This window comes from Pseudoxanthomonas helianthi (assembly GCF_017939625.1).
Classification (GTDB): Bacteria; Pseudomonadota; Gammaproteobacteria; order Xanthomonadales; family Xanthomonadaceae; genus Pseudoxanthomonas_A; species Pseudoxanthomonas_A helianthi.
Genome location: NZ_JAGKTC010000002.1, coordinates 442,652 through 460,155 on the forward strand (window position 1 = coordinate 442,652; position 17,504 = coordinate 460,155).

21 protein-coding genes and 5 tRNA genes are annotated in these 17,504 nt (G+C 66.0%); 17 read left to right on the forward strand and 9 right to left on the reverse strand.

The features are described 5' to 3' along the window. Window positions 1-16: 16 nt before the first annotated feature. Window positions 17-358: a DUF2069 domain-containing protein gene (locus J5837_RS09735; protein ID WP_210536566.1), complete on the reverse strand. Its 342-nt coding sequence runs from the start codon at window positions 356-358 to the stop codon at window positions 17-19. Beyond that, window positions 355-954: an NAD(P)H:quinone oxidoreductase gene (wrbA, locus tag J5837_RS09740; protein ID WP_210536567.1), complete on the reverse strand. Its 600-nt coding sequence runs from the start codon at window positions 952-954 to the stop codon at window positions 355-357. Before wrbA ends, J5837_RS09735 begins: the two co-directional genes overlap by 4 nt. Window positions 955-1,009: 55 nt before the next feature. On the opposite strand from wrbA, the gene J5837_RS09745 reads away from it, so the two are divergent. From J5837_RS09745 to J5837_RS09755, 3 genes are read left to right on the forward strand one after another with little or no spacing between them, the layout of a single operon-like run. Beyond that, complete coding sequence (locus J5837_RS09745; RefSeq protein ID WP_210536568.1) at window positions 1,010-2,284, forward strand: YihY family inner membrane protein; 1,275 nt, start codon at window positions 1,010-1,012, stop codon at window positions 2,282-2,284. Next, window positions 2,271-2,819, forward strand: a complete 549-nt coding sequence (locus J5837_RS09750) for a TlpA family protein disulfide reductase (protein ID WP_210536569.1) — start codon at window positions 2,271-2,273, stop codon at window positions 2,817-2,819. The genes J5837_RS09745 and J5837_RS09750 overlap by 14 nt, the downstream gene beginning before the upstream one ends. Next, window positions 2,819-3,088, forward strand: coding sequence for an acylphosphatase (locus J5837_RS09755; RefSeq protein WP_210536570.1), 270 nt, complete (start codon window positions 2,819-2,821; stop codon window positions 3,086-3,088). The genes J5837_RS09750 and J5837_RS09755 overlap by 1 nt, the downstream gene beginning before the upstream one ends. 16 nt (window positions 3,089-3,104) lie before the next feature. On the opposite strand, the gene J5837_RS09760 is transcribed toward J5837_RS09755, so the two are convergent. The 5 genes from J5837_RS09760 to J5837_RS09780 form a co-directional block, all read right to left on the reverse strand. Continuing rightward, the gene (locus J5837_RS09760; RefSeq protein ID WP_210536571.1) at window positions 3,105-3,527 is read right to left on the reverse strand and encodes a hypothetical protein; all 423 of its coding nucleotides are present in this window, start codon (window positions 3,525-3,527) and stop codon (window positions 3,105-3,107) included. Further along, window positions 3,518-3,811, reverse strand: a complete 294-nt coding sequence (locus J5837_RS09765) for a hypothetical protein (RefSeq protein ID WP_210536572.1) — start codon at window positions 3,809-3,811, stop codon at window positions 3,518-3,520. Before J5837_RS09765 ends, J5837_RS09760 begins: the two co-directional genes overlap by 10 nt. Next, on the reverse strand, window positions 3,798-4,580 hold the full coding sequence (gene ppk2, locus J5837_RS09770; protein ID WP_210536573.1) for a polyphosphate kinase 2: 783 nt from the start codon (window positions 4,578-4,580) through the stop codon (window positions 3,798-3,800). The genes J5837_RS09765 and ppk2 overlap by 14 nt, the downstream gene beginning before the upstream one ends. 110 nt (window positions 4,581-4,690) lie before the next feature. Beyond that, on the reverse strand, window positions 4,691-5,020 hold the full coding sequence (locus tag J5837_RS09775; protein ID WP_210536574.1) for a hypothetical protein: 330 nt from the start codon (window positions 5,018-5,020) through the stop codon (window positions 4,691-4,693). Between the two features lie 43 nt (window positions 5,021-5,063). After that, window positions 5,064-5,516 (reverse strand): GNAT family N-acetyltransferase, encoded by a 453-nt coding sequence (locus J5837_RS09780; RefSeq protein WP_210536575.1) that lies wholly within the window; start codon window positions 5,514-5,516, stop codon window positions 5,064-5,066. A gap of 452 nt (window positions 5,517-5,968) precedes the next feature. On the opposite strand from J5837_RS09780, the gene J5837_RS16645 reads away from it, so the two are divergent. Next, window positions 5,969-6,157 carry a DUF6289 family protein gene (locus J5837_RS16645; protein ID WP_425504842.1) on the forward strand — a complete coding sequence of 63 codons (189 nt, stop codon included), beginning with the start codon at window positions 5,969-5,971 and terminating at the stop codon, window positions 6,155-6,157. Window positions 6,158-6,262: 105 nt separating this feature from the next. Here the strand turns inward: J5837_RS16645 and prfA are convergent, their stop codons facing one another. Together prfA and hemA are read right to left on the reverse strand one after the other, a co-directional pair. Next, entirely contained in the window at window positions 6,263-7,348 is a 1,086-nt protein-coding gene (gene prfA, locus J5837_RS09785; RefSeq protein WP_210536576.1) for a peptide chain release factor 1, read from the reverse strand. A 55-nt stretch (window positions 7,349-7,403) separates the two neighbouring features. Further along, a complete protein-coding gene (hemA, locus tag J5837_RS09790) occupies window positions 7,404-8,672 on the reverse strand; it encodes a glutamyl-tRNA reductase (RefSeq protein ID WP_210536577.1) in 1,269 nt (422 codons plus the stop codon). A 66-nt stretch (window positions 8,673-8,738) separates the two neighbouring features. On the opposite strand from hemA, the gene J5837_RS09795 reads away from it, so the two are divergent. The 13 genes from J5837_RS09795 (at window position 8,739) to J5837_RS09855 (ending at window position 17,484) form a co-directional block, all read left to right on the forward strand. Next, window positions 8,739-10,409 (forward strand): tetratricopeptide repeat protein, encoded by a 1,671-nt coding sequence (locus J5837_RS09795; RefSeq protein ID WP_210536578.1) that lies wholly within the window; start codon window positions 8,739-8,741, stop codon window positions 10,407-10,409. Then, window positions 10,406-11,038, forward strand: a complete 633-nt coding sequence (lolB, locus tag J5837_RS09800) for a lipoprotein insertase outer membrane protein LolB (RefSeq protein ID WP_210536579.1) — start codon at window positions 10,406-10,408, stop codon at window positions 11,036-11,038. Before J5837_RS09795 ends, lolB begins: the two co-directional genes overlap by 4 nt. Then, entirely contained in the window at window positions 11,035-11,913 is an 879-nt protein-coding gene (gene ispE, locus J5837_RS09805; RefSeq protein WP_210536580.1) for a 4-(cytidine 5'-diphospho)-2-C-methyl-D-erythritol kinase, read from the forward strand. Before lolB ends, ispE begins: the two co-directional genes overlap by 4 nt. Next, window positions 11,912-11,987, forward strand: a tRNA-Gln gene (locus J5837_RS09810). Before ispE ends, J5837_RS09810 begins: the two co-directional genes overlap by 2 nt. A gap of 41 nt (window positions 11,988-12,028) precedes the next feature. Beyond that, window positions 12,029-12,991, forward strand: a complete 963-nt coding sequence (locus tag J5837_RS09815; protein WP_210536581.1) for a ribose-phosphate diphosphokinase — start codon at window positions 12,029-12,031, stop codon at window positions 12,989-12,991. Between the two features lie 103 nt (window positions 12,992-13,094). Beyond that, entirely contained in the window at window positions 13,095-13,769 is a 675-nt protein-coding gene (locus tag J5837_RS09820; protein WP_210536582.1) for a 50S ribosomal protein L25/general stress protein Ctc, read from the forward strand. A gap of 51 nt (window positions 13,770-13,820) precedes the next feature. Further along, entirely contained in the window at window positions 13,821-14,399 is a 579-nt protein-coding gene (pth, locus tag J5837_RS09825) for an aminoacyl-tRNA hydrolase (protein WP_210536583.1), read from the forward strand. Window positions 14,400-14,488: 89 nt separating this feature from the next. After that, entirely contained in the window at window positions 14,489-15,580 is a 1,092-nt protein-coding gene (ychF, locus tag J5837_RS09830) for a redox-regulated ATPase YchF (protein ID WP_210536584.1), read from the forward strand. 128 nt (window positions 15,581-15,708) lie between these two features. Continuing rightward, a tRNA-Tyr gene (locus J5837_RS09835) sits at window positions 15,709-15,794 on the forward strand. A gap of 51 nt (window positions 15,795-15,845) precedes the next feature. After that, window positions 15,846-15,919: transfer RNA gene (locus J5837_RS09840), tRNA-Gly, on the forward strand. Between the two features lie 42 nt (window positions 15,920-15,961). Beyond that, a tRNA-Thr gene (locus J5837_RS09845) sits at window positions 15,962-16,037 on the forward strand. 61 nt (window positions 16,038-16,098) lie between these two features. Next, the gene (tuf, locus tag J5837_RS09850; protein ID WP_210536585.1) at window positions 16,099-17,289 is read left to right on the forward strand and encodes an elongation factor Tu; all 1,191 of its coding nucleotides are present in this window, start codon (window positions 16,099-16,101) and stop codon (window positions 17,287-17,289) included. A 119-nt stretch (window positions 17,290-17,408) separates the two neighbouring features. Then, a tRNA-Trp gene (locus J5837_RS09855) sits at window positions 17,409-17,484 on the forward strand. Window positions 17,485-17,504 lie beyond the last annotated feature (20 nt).

Sequence of the window (17,504 nt, forward strand, 5' to 3'; positions counted from 1 at the left end):
TTCCAATGGGTGAATTTTACGGCGTGCCGGTCTTGCGGCCGAAGCGCTTGCGCAGCCCCGGCCAGCTCGACGCGAGCACCACGACCAGGGCGAGCACGATTTCCAGCCACGCGTAGGCGGCTTCGCCCGGTCGTGTGTACGCCACCATCACCCCGTGGCTGAACCAGAACAGCGCCAGCACGCCGGCCCAGAACGCCGCCTTCGCGCTGCCGCGCAGCACCCCGGCCAGCGCAAGCAACGGGGGCAGGGCGAACACCAGCAGCGCTGCGGTGCGATGGCGGTCGTCGTGGAACCACAACGAATACAGCAGCGACAAGGCGAACAGCGCCGTGCCCAGCAGCAGGCGCGATACCTTCATGCTCCCGCCCCGATGCGGCTGGCCAGTGCGGCCACGCGCCGTCCCAGTGCACGGGCGAGGGCGGCTTCCTCTTCGCTCGGCTGCGGATCGTCGCTGCCGCCGGCGACATGGCTGGCGCCGTACGGCGTACCGCCGCTGCGCGTGCTACTGAGCAGGGTTTCGGTGAACGGAATGCCGACGATGACGCAGCCGTGGTGCAGCAGCGGCACCTGCATCGACAGCAGGGTCGATTCCTGCCCGCCGTGCATGGTGGCGGTCGAGGTGAACACCGCTGCCGGCTTGTCGACCAGGGTGCCGCTGGCCCATTCGGCGCCGAGGCCGTCGATGAAGTGCTTCATCGGCGCGGCCATGTTGCCGAAGCGGGTGGGGCTGCCGACGATCAATCCCGCGCATTCGGCGAGATCGTTCTTCTCGACATAGGGCGCGCCGTCTTCCGGCACCGGCGGCGCGGCCGTCTGCGTCGCCGCGACCACCGGTGGCACCGTACGCAGGCGCGCGGCCATGCCGGGCACTTCGCCGATGCCGCGCGCGATCTGCCGCGCCAGCCGCGCGACCGAGCCGCCGCGGCTGTAGTACAGCACCAGGATTTCGGGCATGGGTTCTCCGGGGAGTGATCCGAGGTCCGACGCATTATCGGTTAACCTTGCCGCGATGGAACCGCTGACCACGCTGAACCGTTGGGGCGAGCGACTGCGCGACCGCGACCGGATGCGCACCTTCGCCCGTTTCCTCGCCCGCCGCTTCCTCGACGACCGGCTGTTCCAGGCGGCCGCGGCGCTGGCCTACACCACGGTGTTCGCGCTGGTGCCGCTGGCGATGGTCGTGTTCGGTGTGCTTTCGGCGTTCCCGGTGTTCAGGGAATGGAGCGCCGACCTGCAGGACTACATCTTCTCCAACTTCGTGCCCGGCGCGGCCAGCGCGCTGAAGTCGAGACTCGCCGACCTGCTGCAGAACACCGGCACCCTGACCGCGACCGGCGTGATCGGCGTGATCATCTCGCTGCTGCTGACCCTCAACAGCGTGGAAAGCACGTTCAACCGGATCTGGCGCGTGGCCGGCGCCCGGCCCAAGGTCTCGCGCTTCCTGGTGTACTGGACCGTGTTCACCCTGGGCGCGCTGCTGGCCGCCGGTTCGTTCGCGCTGTCGGCCAGCTTCTATGCCCTGCCGCTGTTCTCGACCGCGGAAGGCAAGGTGCTGGAGCGCATCTCGCTGGCGCTGGCGCCGGTGTTGATCGAATTCATCGCCATCGTCGCGATCTACCGGGTAGTGCCGCACCGGACGGTCAAGCTACGCTACGCCATGGCGGGCGCCTTGCTCGCAACGTTGTTGCTGGAAGCGATCAAGTGGGGGCTGAGCGTCTACCTGTCGACGTTCAACTCGTACCAGAACCTGTACGGCGCGTTGGCGGCGCTGCCGATCCTGCTGCTGTGGATCTACCTGTGCTGGGTCGCGGTGTTGCTGGGCGCGTCGCTGGCCTCGTCGATTTCGGCGTTCCGCTACCAGCCGGCGTCGCAACGCCTGCCGTTGGGCTACGAGCTGTACGGCCTGCTGCGCCTGATCGGCCGCTTCCGCGAGGCGCGCGGCGAAGGCCAGGGCCTGCACATCGACCAGATCATGGAGCTGGAGCCGTCGCTGACCGACTCGCTGATCCAGCATTTCATTTCCCAACTCGAACAGGCCAGCGTGCTGCGCCGGGCCGAGAACGGCGAATGGCTGCTGGCGCGCGACCTGGACGGCGTCAGCCTGGCTGAGCTCTACGAGACCTGTCGCCTGCGCATTCCGGTGGCCGAGGCGTACCTGCCCGCGCAGGGCGATGCGCTCGGCGCGGCCTCTATCGCGGCGCTCAACGAATTGCGCGTGCCGCTGCGCGAACTGCTGAAGACACGCATCGACGATCTGTACAAGGTGGACCATGGAAAACAGTAGGAAAACCCGCGGGCTGCTCGGCGTCGTCGCGGCGTTGGCGCTGGCGGGTTGCAGCCGCAGCGCGGAACCGCCCGCGCCTGCGAAGGCCGAACCGGCGAAGGCCGAAGCCCCGGCCGTGGCCGCCGCGACCGCGGATTTCCCCACGCTGAAACTGCCTGCCGTCGATGGTTCGACCTATGAGCTGGCCGCGCATCGCGGCCGCTGGGTGGTGGTCAACTTCTGGGCGACGTGGTGCGGTCCGTGCCTGAAGGAGATGCCCGAACTGTCCACGCTGGACCAGCGCCGCGGCGACATCGACGTGGTCGGCCTGGCCTACGACGACATTGAAACGAAGGACATGCAGGCGTTCCTGAAGGAACACCCGGTCGCGTACCCTATCGTGATCGTCGATACCTTTTCGCCGCCTGCCGATTTCGCCACGCCACGCGGCCTGCCGACGACTTACCTGATCGCGCCCGACGGCAAGGTGGCCAAGCAGTTCCTCGGCCCCGTGACCGCCAGGGAAATCGAAGCGTTCGTCGCCAAGGGCGCGTGATGGCTGCGGCGCGCTTCATCGTGGGAGGCAAAGTGCAAGGCGTGTTCTTCCGCGCCTCGACCCGCGAGCAAGCGCTGAAGTCCGGCTTGCGTGGTTACGCGAAGAATCTTGCCGACGGCTCGGTAGAAGTGCTGGCGGTCGGCGATGCGGAATCCATCGACGCGCTCGAAGCGTGGTTGCGCGTGGGCCCGCCCAAGGCGCAAGTCGACACGCTGGTCCGTGTCGCGACGGGCGATGGCGGAGCAGGCGAGGGTTTCGCGGTCCTTTGAAGACGCTGCCGATGCGTTACGGCGCGCTTTCCTGCAAGCGGGCCGCGCGTTTCATCTGTTCTTCGGTCAACGGCGGCGGCCTTGCGATAGCGGGCTGTTCGCGATCCTTCCAGCCGGGAATCCTGCTTGCGCCCTTGGCGACCTTCTGCGCGACGTAGCCGACGAGTAGCGGGATCACGCCGCCATTCTGGCCGACCTGTTCCAGGCTGGGCGGTTCGCGATAGGCACGGTCGAAGCGCGATGACTTCGGGTCGATGGGGTTCTTGAACCGGTCGAGATCGAGGAACTCCGGGCGCGGCGCGGTCACGCGGATGGTGTCCAGCGTGGTCGCGTTCCCGTCGGCCGGAACGATAGCTTCCTTGCCTGAATCTTGCGCCATGGCTTTGAGTGAAAAGACCAATGGCAAGGCAAGAAAGATCGCGTGGGTGCTTATCGCCATTGCCTACCGCGCATCCAGCCGTGGCCCGACAAGAAGATCCCTCCCGCCAAAATTAACAACGTGCCCGTCAAAGACACAGAGGAGAGAGTCAGTTCCTGCCGGCGGGAGAAGAAGACGATGTAGCCATGCTGGTTGTATTCGATAACCTGGCCGGTCGCCGGATTCGGCGTGCGTGGGGCGCTGGAGACATAATCTTGCTTCAGCCATGGCCCAAATCCGAATAGCAACAGAGCTCCGAAAAAGCACAGCACCATCGGCAGCGCTAACTTCTTAACGCCGGACATCGAAATCCGCGATCGGTTCGAGCACCCCATAACGCTCCTTGCACGGTTTGGCCTTCAATGGCGGGAAGTCGACCTTGGCCTCGGGCACGCGCGTGTCGGGCAGGCGTTCCAGCAAATGGTGGATCAGGGTCAGGCGGCCGCGCTTCTGGTCGTCGAAATCGACCAGCGTCCACGGCGCGTTGGGCGTGTGCGTGGCCTTCAGCATCGCCTCGCGCGCCTTGGTGTATTCGTCGTACTTCGCCCGCGCCTGCACATCGATCGGCGACAGCTTCCAGCGCTTCAACGGGTCGTCGAGGCGTTCGGCGAAGCGCTCTTCCTGCTTGTCCTGGTCGCAGCACAGCCAGTACTTGAACAGCAGGATGCCGTCGTCGGTCAACAGTTTCTCGAAGGCCGGGGCCTGCTGCAGGAAGGCCTTGTATTGGGCGTCGGTGCAGAAGCCCATGACCTTCTCCACGCCCGCGCGGTTGTACCAGCTGCGATCCATCAACAGGATTTCGCCGGCGCCCGGCAGGTGCGGCACGTAGCGCTGGAAATACCACTGGGACGCCTCGCGCTCGGTCGGCTTCGGCAGCGCCAATACATGGCATTGGCGCGGGTTGAGGTGTTCGGCGATGGCGTTGATCGCGCCGCCCTTGCCGGCGGTGTCGCGGCCTTCGAAGATCACCACCACGCGCTTGCCGGCGTGCTGCACCCAGCGCGCCATCGCCACCAGGTCCAGTTGCAGCGGTTCCAGCAGCGCTTCGTAGTCCTTGCGTTTCAGTTTTTTCATGGTGTTCCTGAAATGCGCTCTTGACGCGGATCATCACGGATGAGCACGGATAAATGAAAAATTCAGAATGCTTTATCTGCATTCTTCCGTGTAAATCCGCGTCCAAAAAATCAGCGTTTCTTATGTTGTGCCATGCTGCGCGCGACTTCGAGCAGCGCGCCCTGCTGGCGCGTATTGAGTGCGCGATAGGCGGCGAGCAGATCGTGTTCGCCCCTGGTACGCGCCGGATCCAGCGTGCTGGCCAGTTCGCCGAGCAGCGTGCCCGCAGGCACGCCGAAGGTGCGCGCCAGCTCGGTCAGCTGGTCCTTGCCCGGCAGCTTGTCGCCGCTGAGCCAGGACTTCACCGTGGCCGCGCCCGCGCGCGGGATTGCGGCGGCGATGTCGGTGGCGGTCAGGCCGCTGGCCTTGGCCAGCAGGCGTAGCGTGGTGTCCAGGGACATGCTTGCTCCTTCGAGGATGGCCGCCGTGCCGGCAGCGTAGCACTCAGGCGGTCAGCGGCAATCGGAAGCGCAGCGTGTCGTCGTGGGCCTCCCAGCCGAGGTGGCGGTACAGCGCCTGCGCGCTGGCGTTGTCGTGGTTGGTTTCCAGTTCCAGGCGAAGCGCGCCCTCGCCGCGCGCGAAATCGGCGGCGGCCTGCAGCAACGCTTTCGCCACGCCATGCCGGCGCGCTTCGGCGACGACATACAGATCGTTGAGGACCCAGACGCGTCCGGCGGACACCGACGAGAACGACGGGAACAACTGGGTGAAGCCGACGGTTTCGCCATCGATGCGCGCAAGCAGCACGACCGATTCGCCGCGACGCAGGCGTTCGCCGACGAAATCGCGCGCGATGGCCGCGTCCGCCGCTTTTCCGTAGAACTGCCGGTACAGGTCGAACAAGGGCGCGACCGCATCGAGGTCGTCGATGCCGGCGCGGTGGATGGAAACGGTCATGGTCGGGCTCGTTGCGGGACGAACCCGGAATTTACGGTGCCGCGGTCAGTCGCGCCAGTTCGTCGGCCTGGTATTCGCGGGTCAGGCGGTCGACGAGTTCGTCGAGGTCGCCCTGGGAGCCCTGGCGGCGGTCCGTCTTGGGATCAGATTGCTGGCTTTACATCGACATACCATCGGAGGGTCTGTCTATAAAATTGACCGTTGCGCCTGATGATTTGGGCGACTATAACTACTAATGCACCTTGGCATGGTCATGTGCGTATGGAGGTGCGTAGTGGCAGGAGTATCGCTGCTGTTTTGTGAGCTCCTAGCTCCCTATGGAAAGAAGGTGCTGCTGACAAGGATAAAGACCAATGGGTACATGGAAAAAGCGCAGTCTAGTTGCAACGACTTTTATTGCTGCTGTACTTATAAGCGCTAGTGCTACCGCAGTGAACGCAAATAAAGTGACTATGCTCTATTACCAAGATGCTGCTAAGACGATCCTGGTTGGAGAGAAGACGGTTTTTTGCGATGGAACCACTGAAATGGAAGGCATAAGGACGCAATACGCAACGCAGGTTACCGAACCCTGCAGTCCGCCGGTTCCGGATTGCTACTATTGGTACTTCAACGCATTCGGCGAAAAAATCTGTTACTAGGCGTGATCGATGTTGTGATCATCGCTTTATTCGGGGGGTTCTGGCTCTTTGTGGCCATAATTGCTAGTTGTTCCCGAACTTAAGCCCCAATTCTTGGGGGCTTTTTTATGCGTTCGTAGTCAAGCGCGCCAGTTCGTCGGCTTGGTATTCGCGGGTCAGGCGGTCGACGAGTTCGTCGAGGTCGCCCTGGATGATGTTGGGCAGGTCGTACAGGGTCAGGCCTTCGACGCGATGGTCGGTGATGCGGCCCTGCGGGAAGTTGTAGGTACGGATGCGCTGGCTGCGGTCGCCGCTGCCGACCTGCAGGCGGCGCGTCTCGGCCTGCGCGGCCAGCTGCTTGCTGCGCTCGGCTTCCAGCAACTGCGCCTTCAGCCGCTTCATCGCGCGCTCGCGGTTGGCGTGCTGGCTGCGTTCGGTCTGGTTCTCGACGACGATGCCGGTCGGGACGTGGGTGATGCGGATCGCCGATTCGGTCTTGTTGACGTGCTGGCCGCCCGCGCCCGAGGAGCGGAACGTGTCGATCTTCAGGTCGGCCGGATTGATCGCGACCTCGTCGACCGCTTCGTCCTCGGGAATGATCGCCACGGTCGCGGCCGAGGTGTGGATGCGGCCCTGCGACTCGGTTTCCGGCACGCGTTGCACGCGGTGCGTACCGGATTCGAACTTCAGCTTAGCGAACGCGCCGCGCCCGCTGACCTTGGCGACGATTTCCTTGTAGCCGCCATGCTCGCCGGGATTGTCCGATTCGACCTCGACCTTCCAGCCCTGGCGTTCGGCGTAGCGCGCGTACATGCGGAACAGGTCGCCGGCGAAAATCGCCGCTTCGTCGCCGCCGGTGCCGGCGCGCACCTCGAGGAACAGGTTGGCGTCGTCGCGCGCATCCTTGGGCACCAGCAGCAGCGAGAGCTCGTCTTCCAGCTGCGCCAGCCGGGCCTGTGCGGCTTCGATTTCCTCGTCGGCCAGTTCGCGCAGCTCGGGGTCGTCGCGCATCGCCTGCGCGGCGTCGAGATCGCGCTTGGCCTGGGCCTCGGCGGCCAGCGCCGCGGACACCGGTTCGAGCTGGGCGAATTCGCGCGAGTAGTCGCGGAAGCGCTGGTTGTCGCCGAGTACCGAAGGATCGGCGAGCAGGCGTTCGAGTTCTTCGCGGCGTTCGGCGAGGGCTTCGAGTTTGCGGCGCAGGCTGGGGAGCATGGGAAGGCGACGAACGAATGGAGGAGAGGAAACGAACAAAGGCAAGCGCGCGTCGCTAACCCTCGCGTTCCTCGTTCCTTTCCTTTCGTTCATCGCTTCCAGCGAACAGCTTTTCCGCCGCCCGCGCCAGTTCGGCGTCGCCGCTGAGCGCCGCTTCGCGCAGCGCGGCAGTCGGCGGGTGCAACAGGCGGTTGGTCAACGTGTGGGCGAGGAAGTCGAGCACTTCCGCCGGATCGCGGCCATTGGCGAGCTGCTGGCGGGCCCGTCCCAGCACCTCGTCGCGCGCGGCTTCGCCTTGCGCGCGCATGCGCTTCAGCGGGGCGTGATGGGCGCTGGCCTGCACGGTTTCGAGGTAGCGACCGACCTGCAGTTCGATGATCGCCTCGGCGGCGTCCGCGGCTTCGCGGCGGCTACGCCGGTTGTCTTCGACCGCACGCTCCAGATCGTCGACCGTGTAGAGGAAGGCATCGCCCAGCTCGCCCACGCCGGCCTCGATGTCGCGCGGCACGGCCAGGTCGAACAACAGCATCGGCTTGTGCTTGCGCGCAGCGAGGGCGGCGGCGACCTGCGCGCGACGGATCACCGGCTCGCGGCTGGCGGTGGCCGAGAACACCACGTCGGCTTCGGCCAGGTGGCGGTCCAGTTCGGCCAGCGGCAAGGCGTAGCCGCCGTGGCGGCTGGCCAGTTCCTGCGCGTGGGCGAGGGTGCGGTTGGCGACCAGCAGGCGGCGCACGCGTCCGTCGCTGAGGTGCTTGGCGGCGAGCTCGATGGTTTCGCCGGCGCCGACCAGCATCACGGTCGATTCGCTGAGCCGCGCGAACGATTCCTGCGCCAGCCGCACCGCCGCCGAGGCCACCGAGACCGGGTTGGCGCCGACGCGCGTGTCGGTGCGCGCGCGCTTCGCCACCGCGAAGCTCTGCTGGAACAGGCGGTCCAGTTGCGGACCCAATGCGCCATGCTCGCGCGCCAGCGCCCAGGCTTCCTTCACCTGGCCGAGGATCTGCGGCTCGCCGAGCACCATCGAATCCAGCCCGGTGGCGACGCGGAACAGGTGGCGCACGGCATCCCCGTCGCGATGACGGTACAGATAGGCGTCCAGGCCTTCGGCGTGGTCGGAGAGCCACTTCGCCAGCGCGTCGCCGTCCTCGGCCACCGCGTACAACTCGGTGCGGTTGCAGGTGGACAGCAGTGCGGCTTCGCCGACCTGCGGCAGCGCATGCAGCGAGGCCAGCGACGCGGGCAGGATTTCCGGGCCGAACGCCACCCTTTCGCGCAGGTGAACCGGCGCGGTCTGGTGATTCAGGCCGAGGACCCACAACGTCATCGTTCAGGTGCTTGCGTTAAGCTGCTGGCTGCCAAGAGTCGCCATTTTACGGCCCACATCCGCCTTATGCCCGCAATGATGCGTATTGCCGCCGTTTTCTGCCTGTCGCTGGCGCTGGCCGCGCCGGCTGCGGCGAAAAAAACCACGACCGCCAAGCCCGACGACGGCCTGACCGCGGTGATGGCCGGCGAATTCGCCCTGCAGGCCGGTCGCCTGCCCGAGGCGACCCAGTGGTACCTGCAGGCCGCGCGCGCCGAATCCGGCGACGCCGGCCTCGCCGAGCGCGCGACCCGCATCGCCTTGCTCGCCGGCGACGACAAGAGTGCCGCGCAGGCGCTGAAGCTGTGGCAGCAACGCGGCAAGCGCACCGAAGTGATGCGCGGCGCCGAGGCCACGCTGGCCTTGCGCCAGGGCGACCTGGCCGCGGCCAGGCGCGAGCTGATCGCCTTGCTGCGCGAACCGGACGATCTGGGCTGGCGCTTCGCCCTGGCCGCGTTAACCAGTGGCCAGCGCAAGCCGGAAGTCGTATCCAAGACGATCGGCGAATTGCTCGACGCCAACGCATTGCCGGGCAAGCTGCCGGCGTGGATCGGTTTCGGCAGCCTGGCCCAGCGCCTCGACCAGAAGGACCTCGCCGAACGCATCGTCGGCGAAGCGGTGAAGCGTTTCCCCAACGAGCCGCGCATCGCCTTGCTGCATGCCAGCCAGCTACGCCAGATCGGCAAGCCGGACGAGGCGGCGAAACTGCTGGCGACGCTGGAGCCGGCTTCGTTGCTGGTGCCGGAATTGCGCAGCGGCATCGCCTACGAATACGACGCGATGGGTCAGCCGGTCGCCGCCGCCCAGGCGATGGCGCGCGGTCCGCAAGACAACCGCACCTACGGTACGCGCGCCTCGCTGCTGGCCAAGGCCAAGGACCAGGCCGCGCTGGCTGCGCTGTACGACGAATTGCGCAAGCAGGCCGCATCGCCCGATCCGCAGCGCCTGCTGCTGCTGGGCGAAATCGCCCAGTTCCTCGAGCGCCCTCAGGAAGCGCTGGAGTGGTACCAGCGCGTGCCGGGTGGCCAGGAGCGCGTCGAAGCGCGCCTGCGCATCGCCAACAGCCTGTACGAGCTGGGCCGGAAGGACGAAGCCTTCGCCGCTGCGCGCAAGATGCAGGCCGACGCCGCGATCGACGACACCGCGCGACAGGCGGCCTACCTGTTGGAAGCCGAGCTGCGGCAGAAGGACAAGGACGACGCGGGCGAATTCGACGCGCTGGCGCGTGGCTTGGCCGCGTGGCCCGACGACAACGCGATCCTGTACGCGCGCGCGCTGGCCTGGGAGCGTCGCGACCGCATCGACCATGCCGAAGCCGACCTGCGCCGCATCCTGGTCACCGAGCCCGAGAACACCGCCGCATTGAACGCGCTGGGTTACACGCTGGCCGACCGCACCAATCGCTACCAGGAAGCGCTGGAGCTGATCGATCGCGCGCGCGCCGCCGAACCCGATGACGCGGCGATCATCGACAGCTTCGGCTGGGTGCTGTATCGCCTCGGACGCATCGACGAGGCGCTGGTGCAGCTGCGCCGTGCCTACACCATGCAGAAGGATCCGGAAATCGCCGCACATCTCGGCGAGGTGCTGTGGGTGCAGGGCCAGAAGGACGAGGCGCGCAAGTATTTCGAAGAGTCGCGCAAGCTCGATCCGGAAAACCGCTCGCTGTTGCGCGCGCTGCAGAAGACCGGCGCATGAGGAACGTCTTCCTGTTCGCGCCGTTGCTGGCGCTGCTGCTCGCATCCTGCGCCACGCAATCGGCCAGGCCGGTGCCGCCGGCGGATGCCGGTTCCATCGATTCGGCACGACAAATGCAGCTCGAACGCGAACGCATCCTGCGCGGGCAAACCGACTGGTCGTTGGCCGGTCGCGTCGCGATCAGCAATGGCCGCAAGGGCGGCAGCGGGCGCATCGACTGGCAGCAACAGGGCGACACGTACACGGTCTCGCTGAGCGCGCCAGTCACCCGGCAGAGCTGGCGACTCAGTGGCGGCTCGCGTGGCGCTCGATTGGACGGTATCGAAGGAGGTCCACGCGAGGGCGCCGACGCCGCGCGATTGCTGCGTGAGGCGACCGGTTGGGAAATCCCGGTCGAGGCCCTGGGTGATTGGGTCCGTGGGGTATCCGCACAGGGTTTGCCGCAAGCCACGATGCAATTCGACAGCCAGGGCCACCTGAGCCATATGGAGCAGGGCGGCTGGGCCATCGATTACCGCTGGCCGGAAACGACGTCGGCCGCGCCGGTCCTGCCGCAGCGCGTCGACGCGGTGAAGGGCGAGGCCAAGGTCAAGTTGATCGTCGACGAATGGGCGCCGATTTCCCCATGAGTCCCGTCGATGTCGATGCCGGCTGGTCGTCCTGGCCAGCCCCGGCGAAGCTGAACCTGTTCCTGCAGATCACCGGCCGCCGCGCGGATGGTTACCACGAGCTGCAGACCGTGTTCCGGCTGCTGGTCTGGGGCGATACCGTCCGCCTACGGATCCGTGACGATGGCCAGATTCGCCGTGTGGGCGAATCCGTGCCGGGCGTCGCCGAGGCCGACGACCTGCTGGTTCGGGCAGCCAGATTGCTGCAAATGGAATCAAATTGCAGTCAAGGTGCGGACATCTCCGTCGAAAAGCGCATCCCGGCCGGCGGCGGTTTCGGCGGCGGCTCGTCCGACGCGGCGACCGTGCTGGTGGCCTTGGACCGGCTCTGGGGGCTGGATTTCGACCTGGACCGGCTGGCTGCGCTGGGCCTGCGCTTGGGCGCCGACGTGCCGGTCTTCGTCCGGGGCGAGAACGCCTGGGCCGAGGGCGTCGGCGAAAAGCTGGTGCCGATCGACCTGCCGCCGGCCTGGTACCTGCTGGTCGATCCGGGCGTCCACGTCCCCACCGCGGGACTTTTCCAAGCCCATGATTTGACGCGCAATGCTGCACCCGCGAAAATAGAGGACTTCGCTTTTGGTCACTTGCTCGGCAATGCGTTCGAGCCGGTCCTGCGTCGCCGCGAACCGGCCATCGAGGCCGCCTTCGTTGCGCTGGCGCAATCCGGCACGCCACGCCTGACCGGCACCGGCAGCGGCTGTTTCGTCGAATTCGCCGATCGCGCCTCCGCCGAGGCCGCGCTCGCGGGCTTGCCGGAAGGCTTGCGCGGCTGGGTCGCCGCGGGTGCGGCGCGTTCGCCGTTGCTGGACGTGCTTGAAGCGGGAACAAACGCCTAGGGGCGTCGCCAAGTGGTTAAGGCACCGGGTTTTGATCCCGGCATTCGTAGGTTCGAATCCTTCCGCCCCTGCCATCCCATCCACCGCCGAAGTCAGAGTGAAGCGGAGTACGACGATGCAACCCGAAGATCGCCAGTTGTTGGTGTTTTCCGGCAACGCCAACAAACCGTTGGCCGCCAGCATTTGCCGCGAACTGGGCATCCGCCAGGGCAAGGCGCTGGTCTCGACCTTCTCCGACGGCGAAGTCCAGGTGGAGATCGAAGAGAACGTGCGCCGGCAGGAAGTGTTCGTCGTGCAGCCGACCTGCGCGCCGAGCGCGGAGAACCTGGTGGAGCTGCTGGTGCTGATCGACGCGCTGAAGCGCGCCAGCGCCGCCAGCGTCACCGCGGTGGTGCCGTACTTCGGCTACGCCCGCCAGGACCGCCGCCCGCGTTCCTCGCGCGTGCCGATCACGGCCAAGGTCGCGGCGAAGATGTTCAACGCGGTCAGCGCCGACCGCGTGCTGACCGTCGACCTGCACGCCGACCAGATCCAGGGTTTCTTCGACATCCCGGTCGACAACGTCTACGCCTCGCCGCTGCTGCTCGCCGACATCTGGCGCGCCTACGGCACCGACAACCTGATCGTGGTGTCGCCCGACGTCGGCGGCGTGGTCCGCGCCCGCGCAGTGGCCAAGCGCCTCGACGACGCCGACCTGGCGATCATCGACAAGCGCCGTCCGCGCGCCAACGTCGCCACGGTGATGAACATCATCGGCGACGTCGAGGGCAAGGATTGCGTGCTGGTCGACGACATCGTCGATACCGCCGGCACCCTGTGCGCGGCGGCCGCGGCGCTGAAGGCGCGCGGCGCCAAGCGCGTGGCGGCGTACTGCACTCACGCGGTGCTGTCCGGGCCAGCGGTGGACAACATCAATGGCTCGCAGCTGGACGAACTGGTGGTGACCGACACCATCCCGCTGTCCGAAGCCGCGAAGGGCTGCAGCCGGATCCGCCAGCTCAGCGTGGCGGAACTGCTGGCCGAAACGATCCGCCGCATCGCCTTCGGCGAGTCGGTCAGTTCGTTGTACGTGGATTGAAATCCGGTCCGCGGCCGCGAGGCGGCGGACCCAACCTGGCTCTTCTGGTCGCGGAAGAGTCGTCAACGCCGCCGCGAGGCGGCTTACAAAGCGAGTAGTGAAAATGTCCGATACACATGTCATCAACGTGCAGCGCCGCGAGGACGAGGGCAAGGGTGCGAGCCGCCGCCTGCGTACTTCCGGCAACGTGCCCGCCATCGTCTACGGTGGCGAACTGAAGCCGGTCAGCATCCAGCTGAACCACAACGAGGTCTGGCTGGCCAGCCAGAACGACTGGTTCTATTCGTCGATCCTCGACCTCAGCCTCAACGGCGACATCCAGAAGGTGTTGCTGCGTGACCTGCAGCGCCATCCGTTCAAGCAGCAGATCATGCACCTGGACTTCCAGCGCGTGAACGAGAACGAGACGCTGCGCACCGCGGTGCCGCTGCACTTCCTCAACGAGGACAAGTCGCCAGCGGGCAAGTCGGCCGAGGCCGTCGTGACCCACGAGCTGAACGAAGTCGTGGTCGAGTGCTTGCCGAAGGACCTGCCGGAGTTCATCGAAGTCGACCTGGGCAACCTGGCCGTCGGCGACGTGATCCACCTGTCCGAGATCAAGCTGCCGGCCGGCGTCACCGTGCCGGAACTGAAGCTGGGCAAGGAACACGACGTGGCCGTGGTCATCGCCAAGCTGGGTCGCGAGGAAGCCGTCGACGCCGAAGCGCCGGAAGCCGCCGAAGTGCCGGCCGCCAAGGTCGCGAAGAAGGAAGAAGAGAAGAAGGACGCCAAGAAGTAATCGTCCCGCGTCGCGCCCGCTCCGGCGGGTGCGATGGCGACGGTCTTGCTCATGGCAGGCTTGCGACTCATCGTCGGGCTGGGCAATCCCGGTGCCGAACATGCGAAAACCCGCCACAACGCGGGTTTTCGTTTTGTCGACGCGCTCGCCGAAAAGGAGGGCGTGCGCTTCGGCGTGGAAGCCAAGCTGTTCGGCGAAACCGCCAAGGTGCACGTGGCGGGGCAGGCGATCTGGCTGCTGAAGCCGTCCACCTACATGAACCTCAGCGGCAAGTCGGTGACGGCGGCGCTGCGCTACTGGAAGATCGCGCCGGAAGAGGCGCTGCTGGTCCACGACGAACTCGACCTGCCGCCGGGCGCGGCGCGATTGAAGTTCGACGGCGGCCACGGCGGCCAGAACGGCCTGCGCGACACGATCCAGTTGCTGGGCCATGGCAAATTCCACCGCCTGCGCATCGGCATCGGTCATCCGGGCCACAAGGACAAGGTCACGCCGTGGGTGCTGGGCAAGCCGGGCAAAGACGACGACATCCTGATCGGCCGCGCCATCGATGACGCCATTGCGGTGCTGCCGCTGGCGGTGCAGGGCAACTTCATGGATGCGATGACCCGCCTGCACACACAGAAATGAGGGGAGCCGTTAACCGATAGCCGGTAGCCGAAACATCGCTTTCGGCACGCCGGCTACCGGTTACCGATTTCCGGTTACCGGAGCAAGACATGGGCATCAAATGCGGCATCGTCGGCCTGCCGAACGTCGGCAAGTCGACCCTGTTCAACGCGCTGACCAAGGCGGGCATCGCTGCGGCCAATTTCCCGTTCTGCACGATCGAGCCGAACGTCGGCGTGGTGCCGGTGCCGGATCCCCGCCTGAACCAGCTGGCCGAGATCGTCAAGCCGCAGAAGTGCGTGCCGACGGCGGTCGAGTTCGTCGACATCGCCGGCCTGGTCGCCGGCGCGGCCAGCGGGGAAGGGCTGGGCAACAAGTTCCTGGCCCACATCCGCGAGGTCGATGCGATCACCCACGTGGTACGTTGCTTCGAGCATGGCGACATCGTCCACGTCGCCGGCAAGGTCGACCCGATCGCCGACATCGAAACCATCGACACCGAACTGGCGCTGGCCGACCTGGACAGCGTCGAAAAAGCGTTGAATCGCGCCGAACGTTCGGCGAAAGCCGGCGAAAAGGATGCCATTGCGCGCAAGCCGGTGCTCGCCAAGCTGGCTGCGGCGCTGAACGAGGGCAAGCCCGGTCGTTCCCTCGGGCTGGACGAGGAGGAGCTGGCCCTGGTCCGCGACCTGTTCCTGCTGACCCTGAAGCCGGTGATGTACGTCGCCAACGTGCTGGAGGACGGCTTCGAGAACAATCCGCACCTCGATGCCGTGCGCGCCCGCGCCGCGGCCGAGGGCGCCGAGGTGGTGCCGGTGTCCGCGGCCATCGAGGAAGAGCTGGCCCAGCTCGACGACGCCGACCGCGACGATTTCCTCAAGGACCTCGGTCTCGACGAGCCGGGCCTGAACCGCGTGATCCGCGCCGCCTACAAGCTGCTGGGCCTGCAGACCTATTTCACCGCCGGGGTGAAGGAAGTGCGCGCCTGGACGGTCAAGGCCGGTGCGACCGCCCCGCAAGCCGCGGCGGTGATCCACACCGATTTCGAAAAAGGCTTCATCCGCGCCGAAACCATCGCCTTCGACGATTTCATCAAGTACCGGGGCGAAGCCGGTGCCCGCGACGCGGGGCGCCTGCGCCTGGAGGGCAAGGAGTACCGGGTGCAGGAGGGCGACGTCCTGCATTTCCGCTTCAACGTGTAACCAATACCCGCGACCTCCGGAAAACTTCCGGTGAATGCGTTGACAGGGCTCGCGGCTCAGGCCAAAATTGCGGGCTCTTTCACCCGGTTCGATCAGGTTTCCTGGCTGGCCCGGTAGTTTTGCGAGCCGGAGGGATACCCAAGCGGCCAACGGGGGCAGACTGTAAATCTGCTGGCTTACGCCTTCGGTGGTTCGAATCCACCTCCCTCCACCAGCTTTCGCAAGACACGCTTCACAAGGTCCAACGCTGTTGCGGTACCCCGGCGCGGGAGTAGTTCAATGGTAGAACTGTAGCCTTCCAAGCTACTAGTGCGGGTTCGATTCCCGTCTCCCGCTCCATTGAAACTCCGGGCGTCGCCCGCATCAAAACCAAAGTTTCACGCTCACGTAGCTCAGTCGGTAGAGCACCTCCTTGGTAAGGAGGAGGTCGATGGTTCGATTCCATTCGTGAGCACCATGTTTCCACGCAGTACATCGCGGCACCCACTTTCACCCGTTACAACTCTAGAGACGAAGCCATGGCAAAGGGTAAGTTCGAGCGCACCAAGCCCCACGTGAACGTGGGCACGATTGGTCACGTGGACCACGGCAAGACGACGCTGACGGCGGCGCTGACGAAGGTGGGCGCGGAACGTTTCGGCGGCGAGTTCAAGGCGTACGACGCGATCGACGCGGCGCCGGAAGAGAAGGCGCGCGGCATCACGATCTCGACGGCGCACGTGGAGTACGAAAGCCCGACGCGCCACTACGCGCACGTGGACTGCCCGGGCCACGCCGACTACGTGAAGAACATGATCACGGGTGCGGCGCAGATGGACGGCGCGATCCTGGTGTGCTCGGCGGCGGACGGCCCGATGCCGCAGACCCGCGAACACATCCTGCTGTCGCGCCAGGTGGGCGTGCCGTACATCGTCGTGTACCTGAACAAGGCCGACATGGTGGACGACGCCGAGCTGCTGGAGCTGGTGGAGATGGAAGTCCGCGAACTGCTGAGCAAGTACGAGTTCCCGGGCGACGACACCCCGATCATCTCGGGTTCGGCGCGCCTGGCGCTGGAAGGCGACCAGTCGGAGATCGGCGTGCCGTCGATCATCAAGCTGGTGGACGCGCTGGACACCTGGATCCCGGAACCGCAGCGTGACGTGGACAAGCCGTTCCTGATGCCGGTGGAAGACGTGTTCTCGATCTCGGGCCGCGGCACCGTGGTGACCGGCCGTATCGAGCGCGGCGTGATCAAGGTGGGCGACGAAATCGAAATCGTCGGTATCCGCCCGACCCAGAAGACCACGGTGACCGGCGTGGAAATGTTCCGCAAGCTGCTGGACCAGGGCCAGGCGGGCGACAACGCGGGCCTGCTGCTGCGCGGCACCAAGCGCGACGAAGTGGAGCGCGGCCAGGTGCTGTGCAAGCCGGGTTCGATCACCCCGCACACCGAGTTCGAGGCCGAGGTGTACGTGCTGTCGAAGGACGAAGGCGGCCGTCATACCCCGTTCTTCAAGGGCTACCGTCCGCAGTTCTACTTCCGCACCACGGACATCACCGGTGCGGTGCAGCTGCCGGAAGGCGTGGAGATGGTCATGCCGGGCGACAACATCAAGATGGTGGTGAGCCTGATCAACCCGGTGGCGATGGACGAAGGCCTGCGCTTCGCGATCCGCGAAGGCGGCCGTACCGTCGGCGCCGGCGTCGTGGCCAAGATCATCAAGTAAGCACCCTGCGATGCCGGCGGTCTGATCGCCGTCGGAAAGCACGGACGGCGGGCCCGGAACACTGGCCCGCCTTCGCCGTCTAAGGGAAGTCCGGTTCGAAACGGACGGGAAAAACCAATACGCCAGTAGCTCAATTGGCAGAGCAGCGGTCTCCAAAACCGCAGGTTGGGGGTTCGAGTCCCTCCTGGCGTGCCAAACCAGCGGATCCGCCTCGG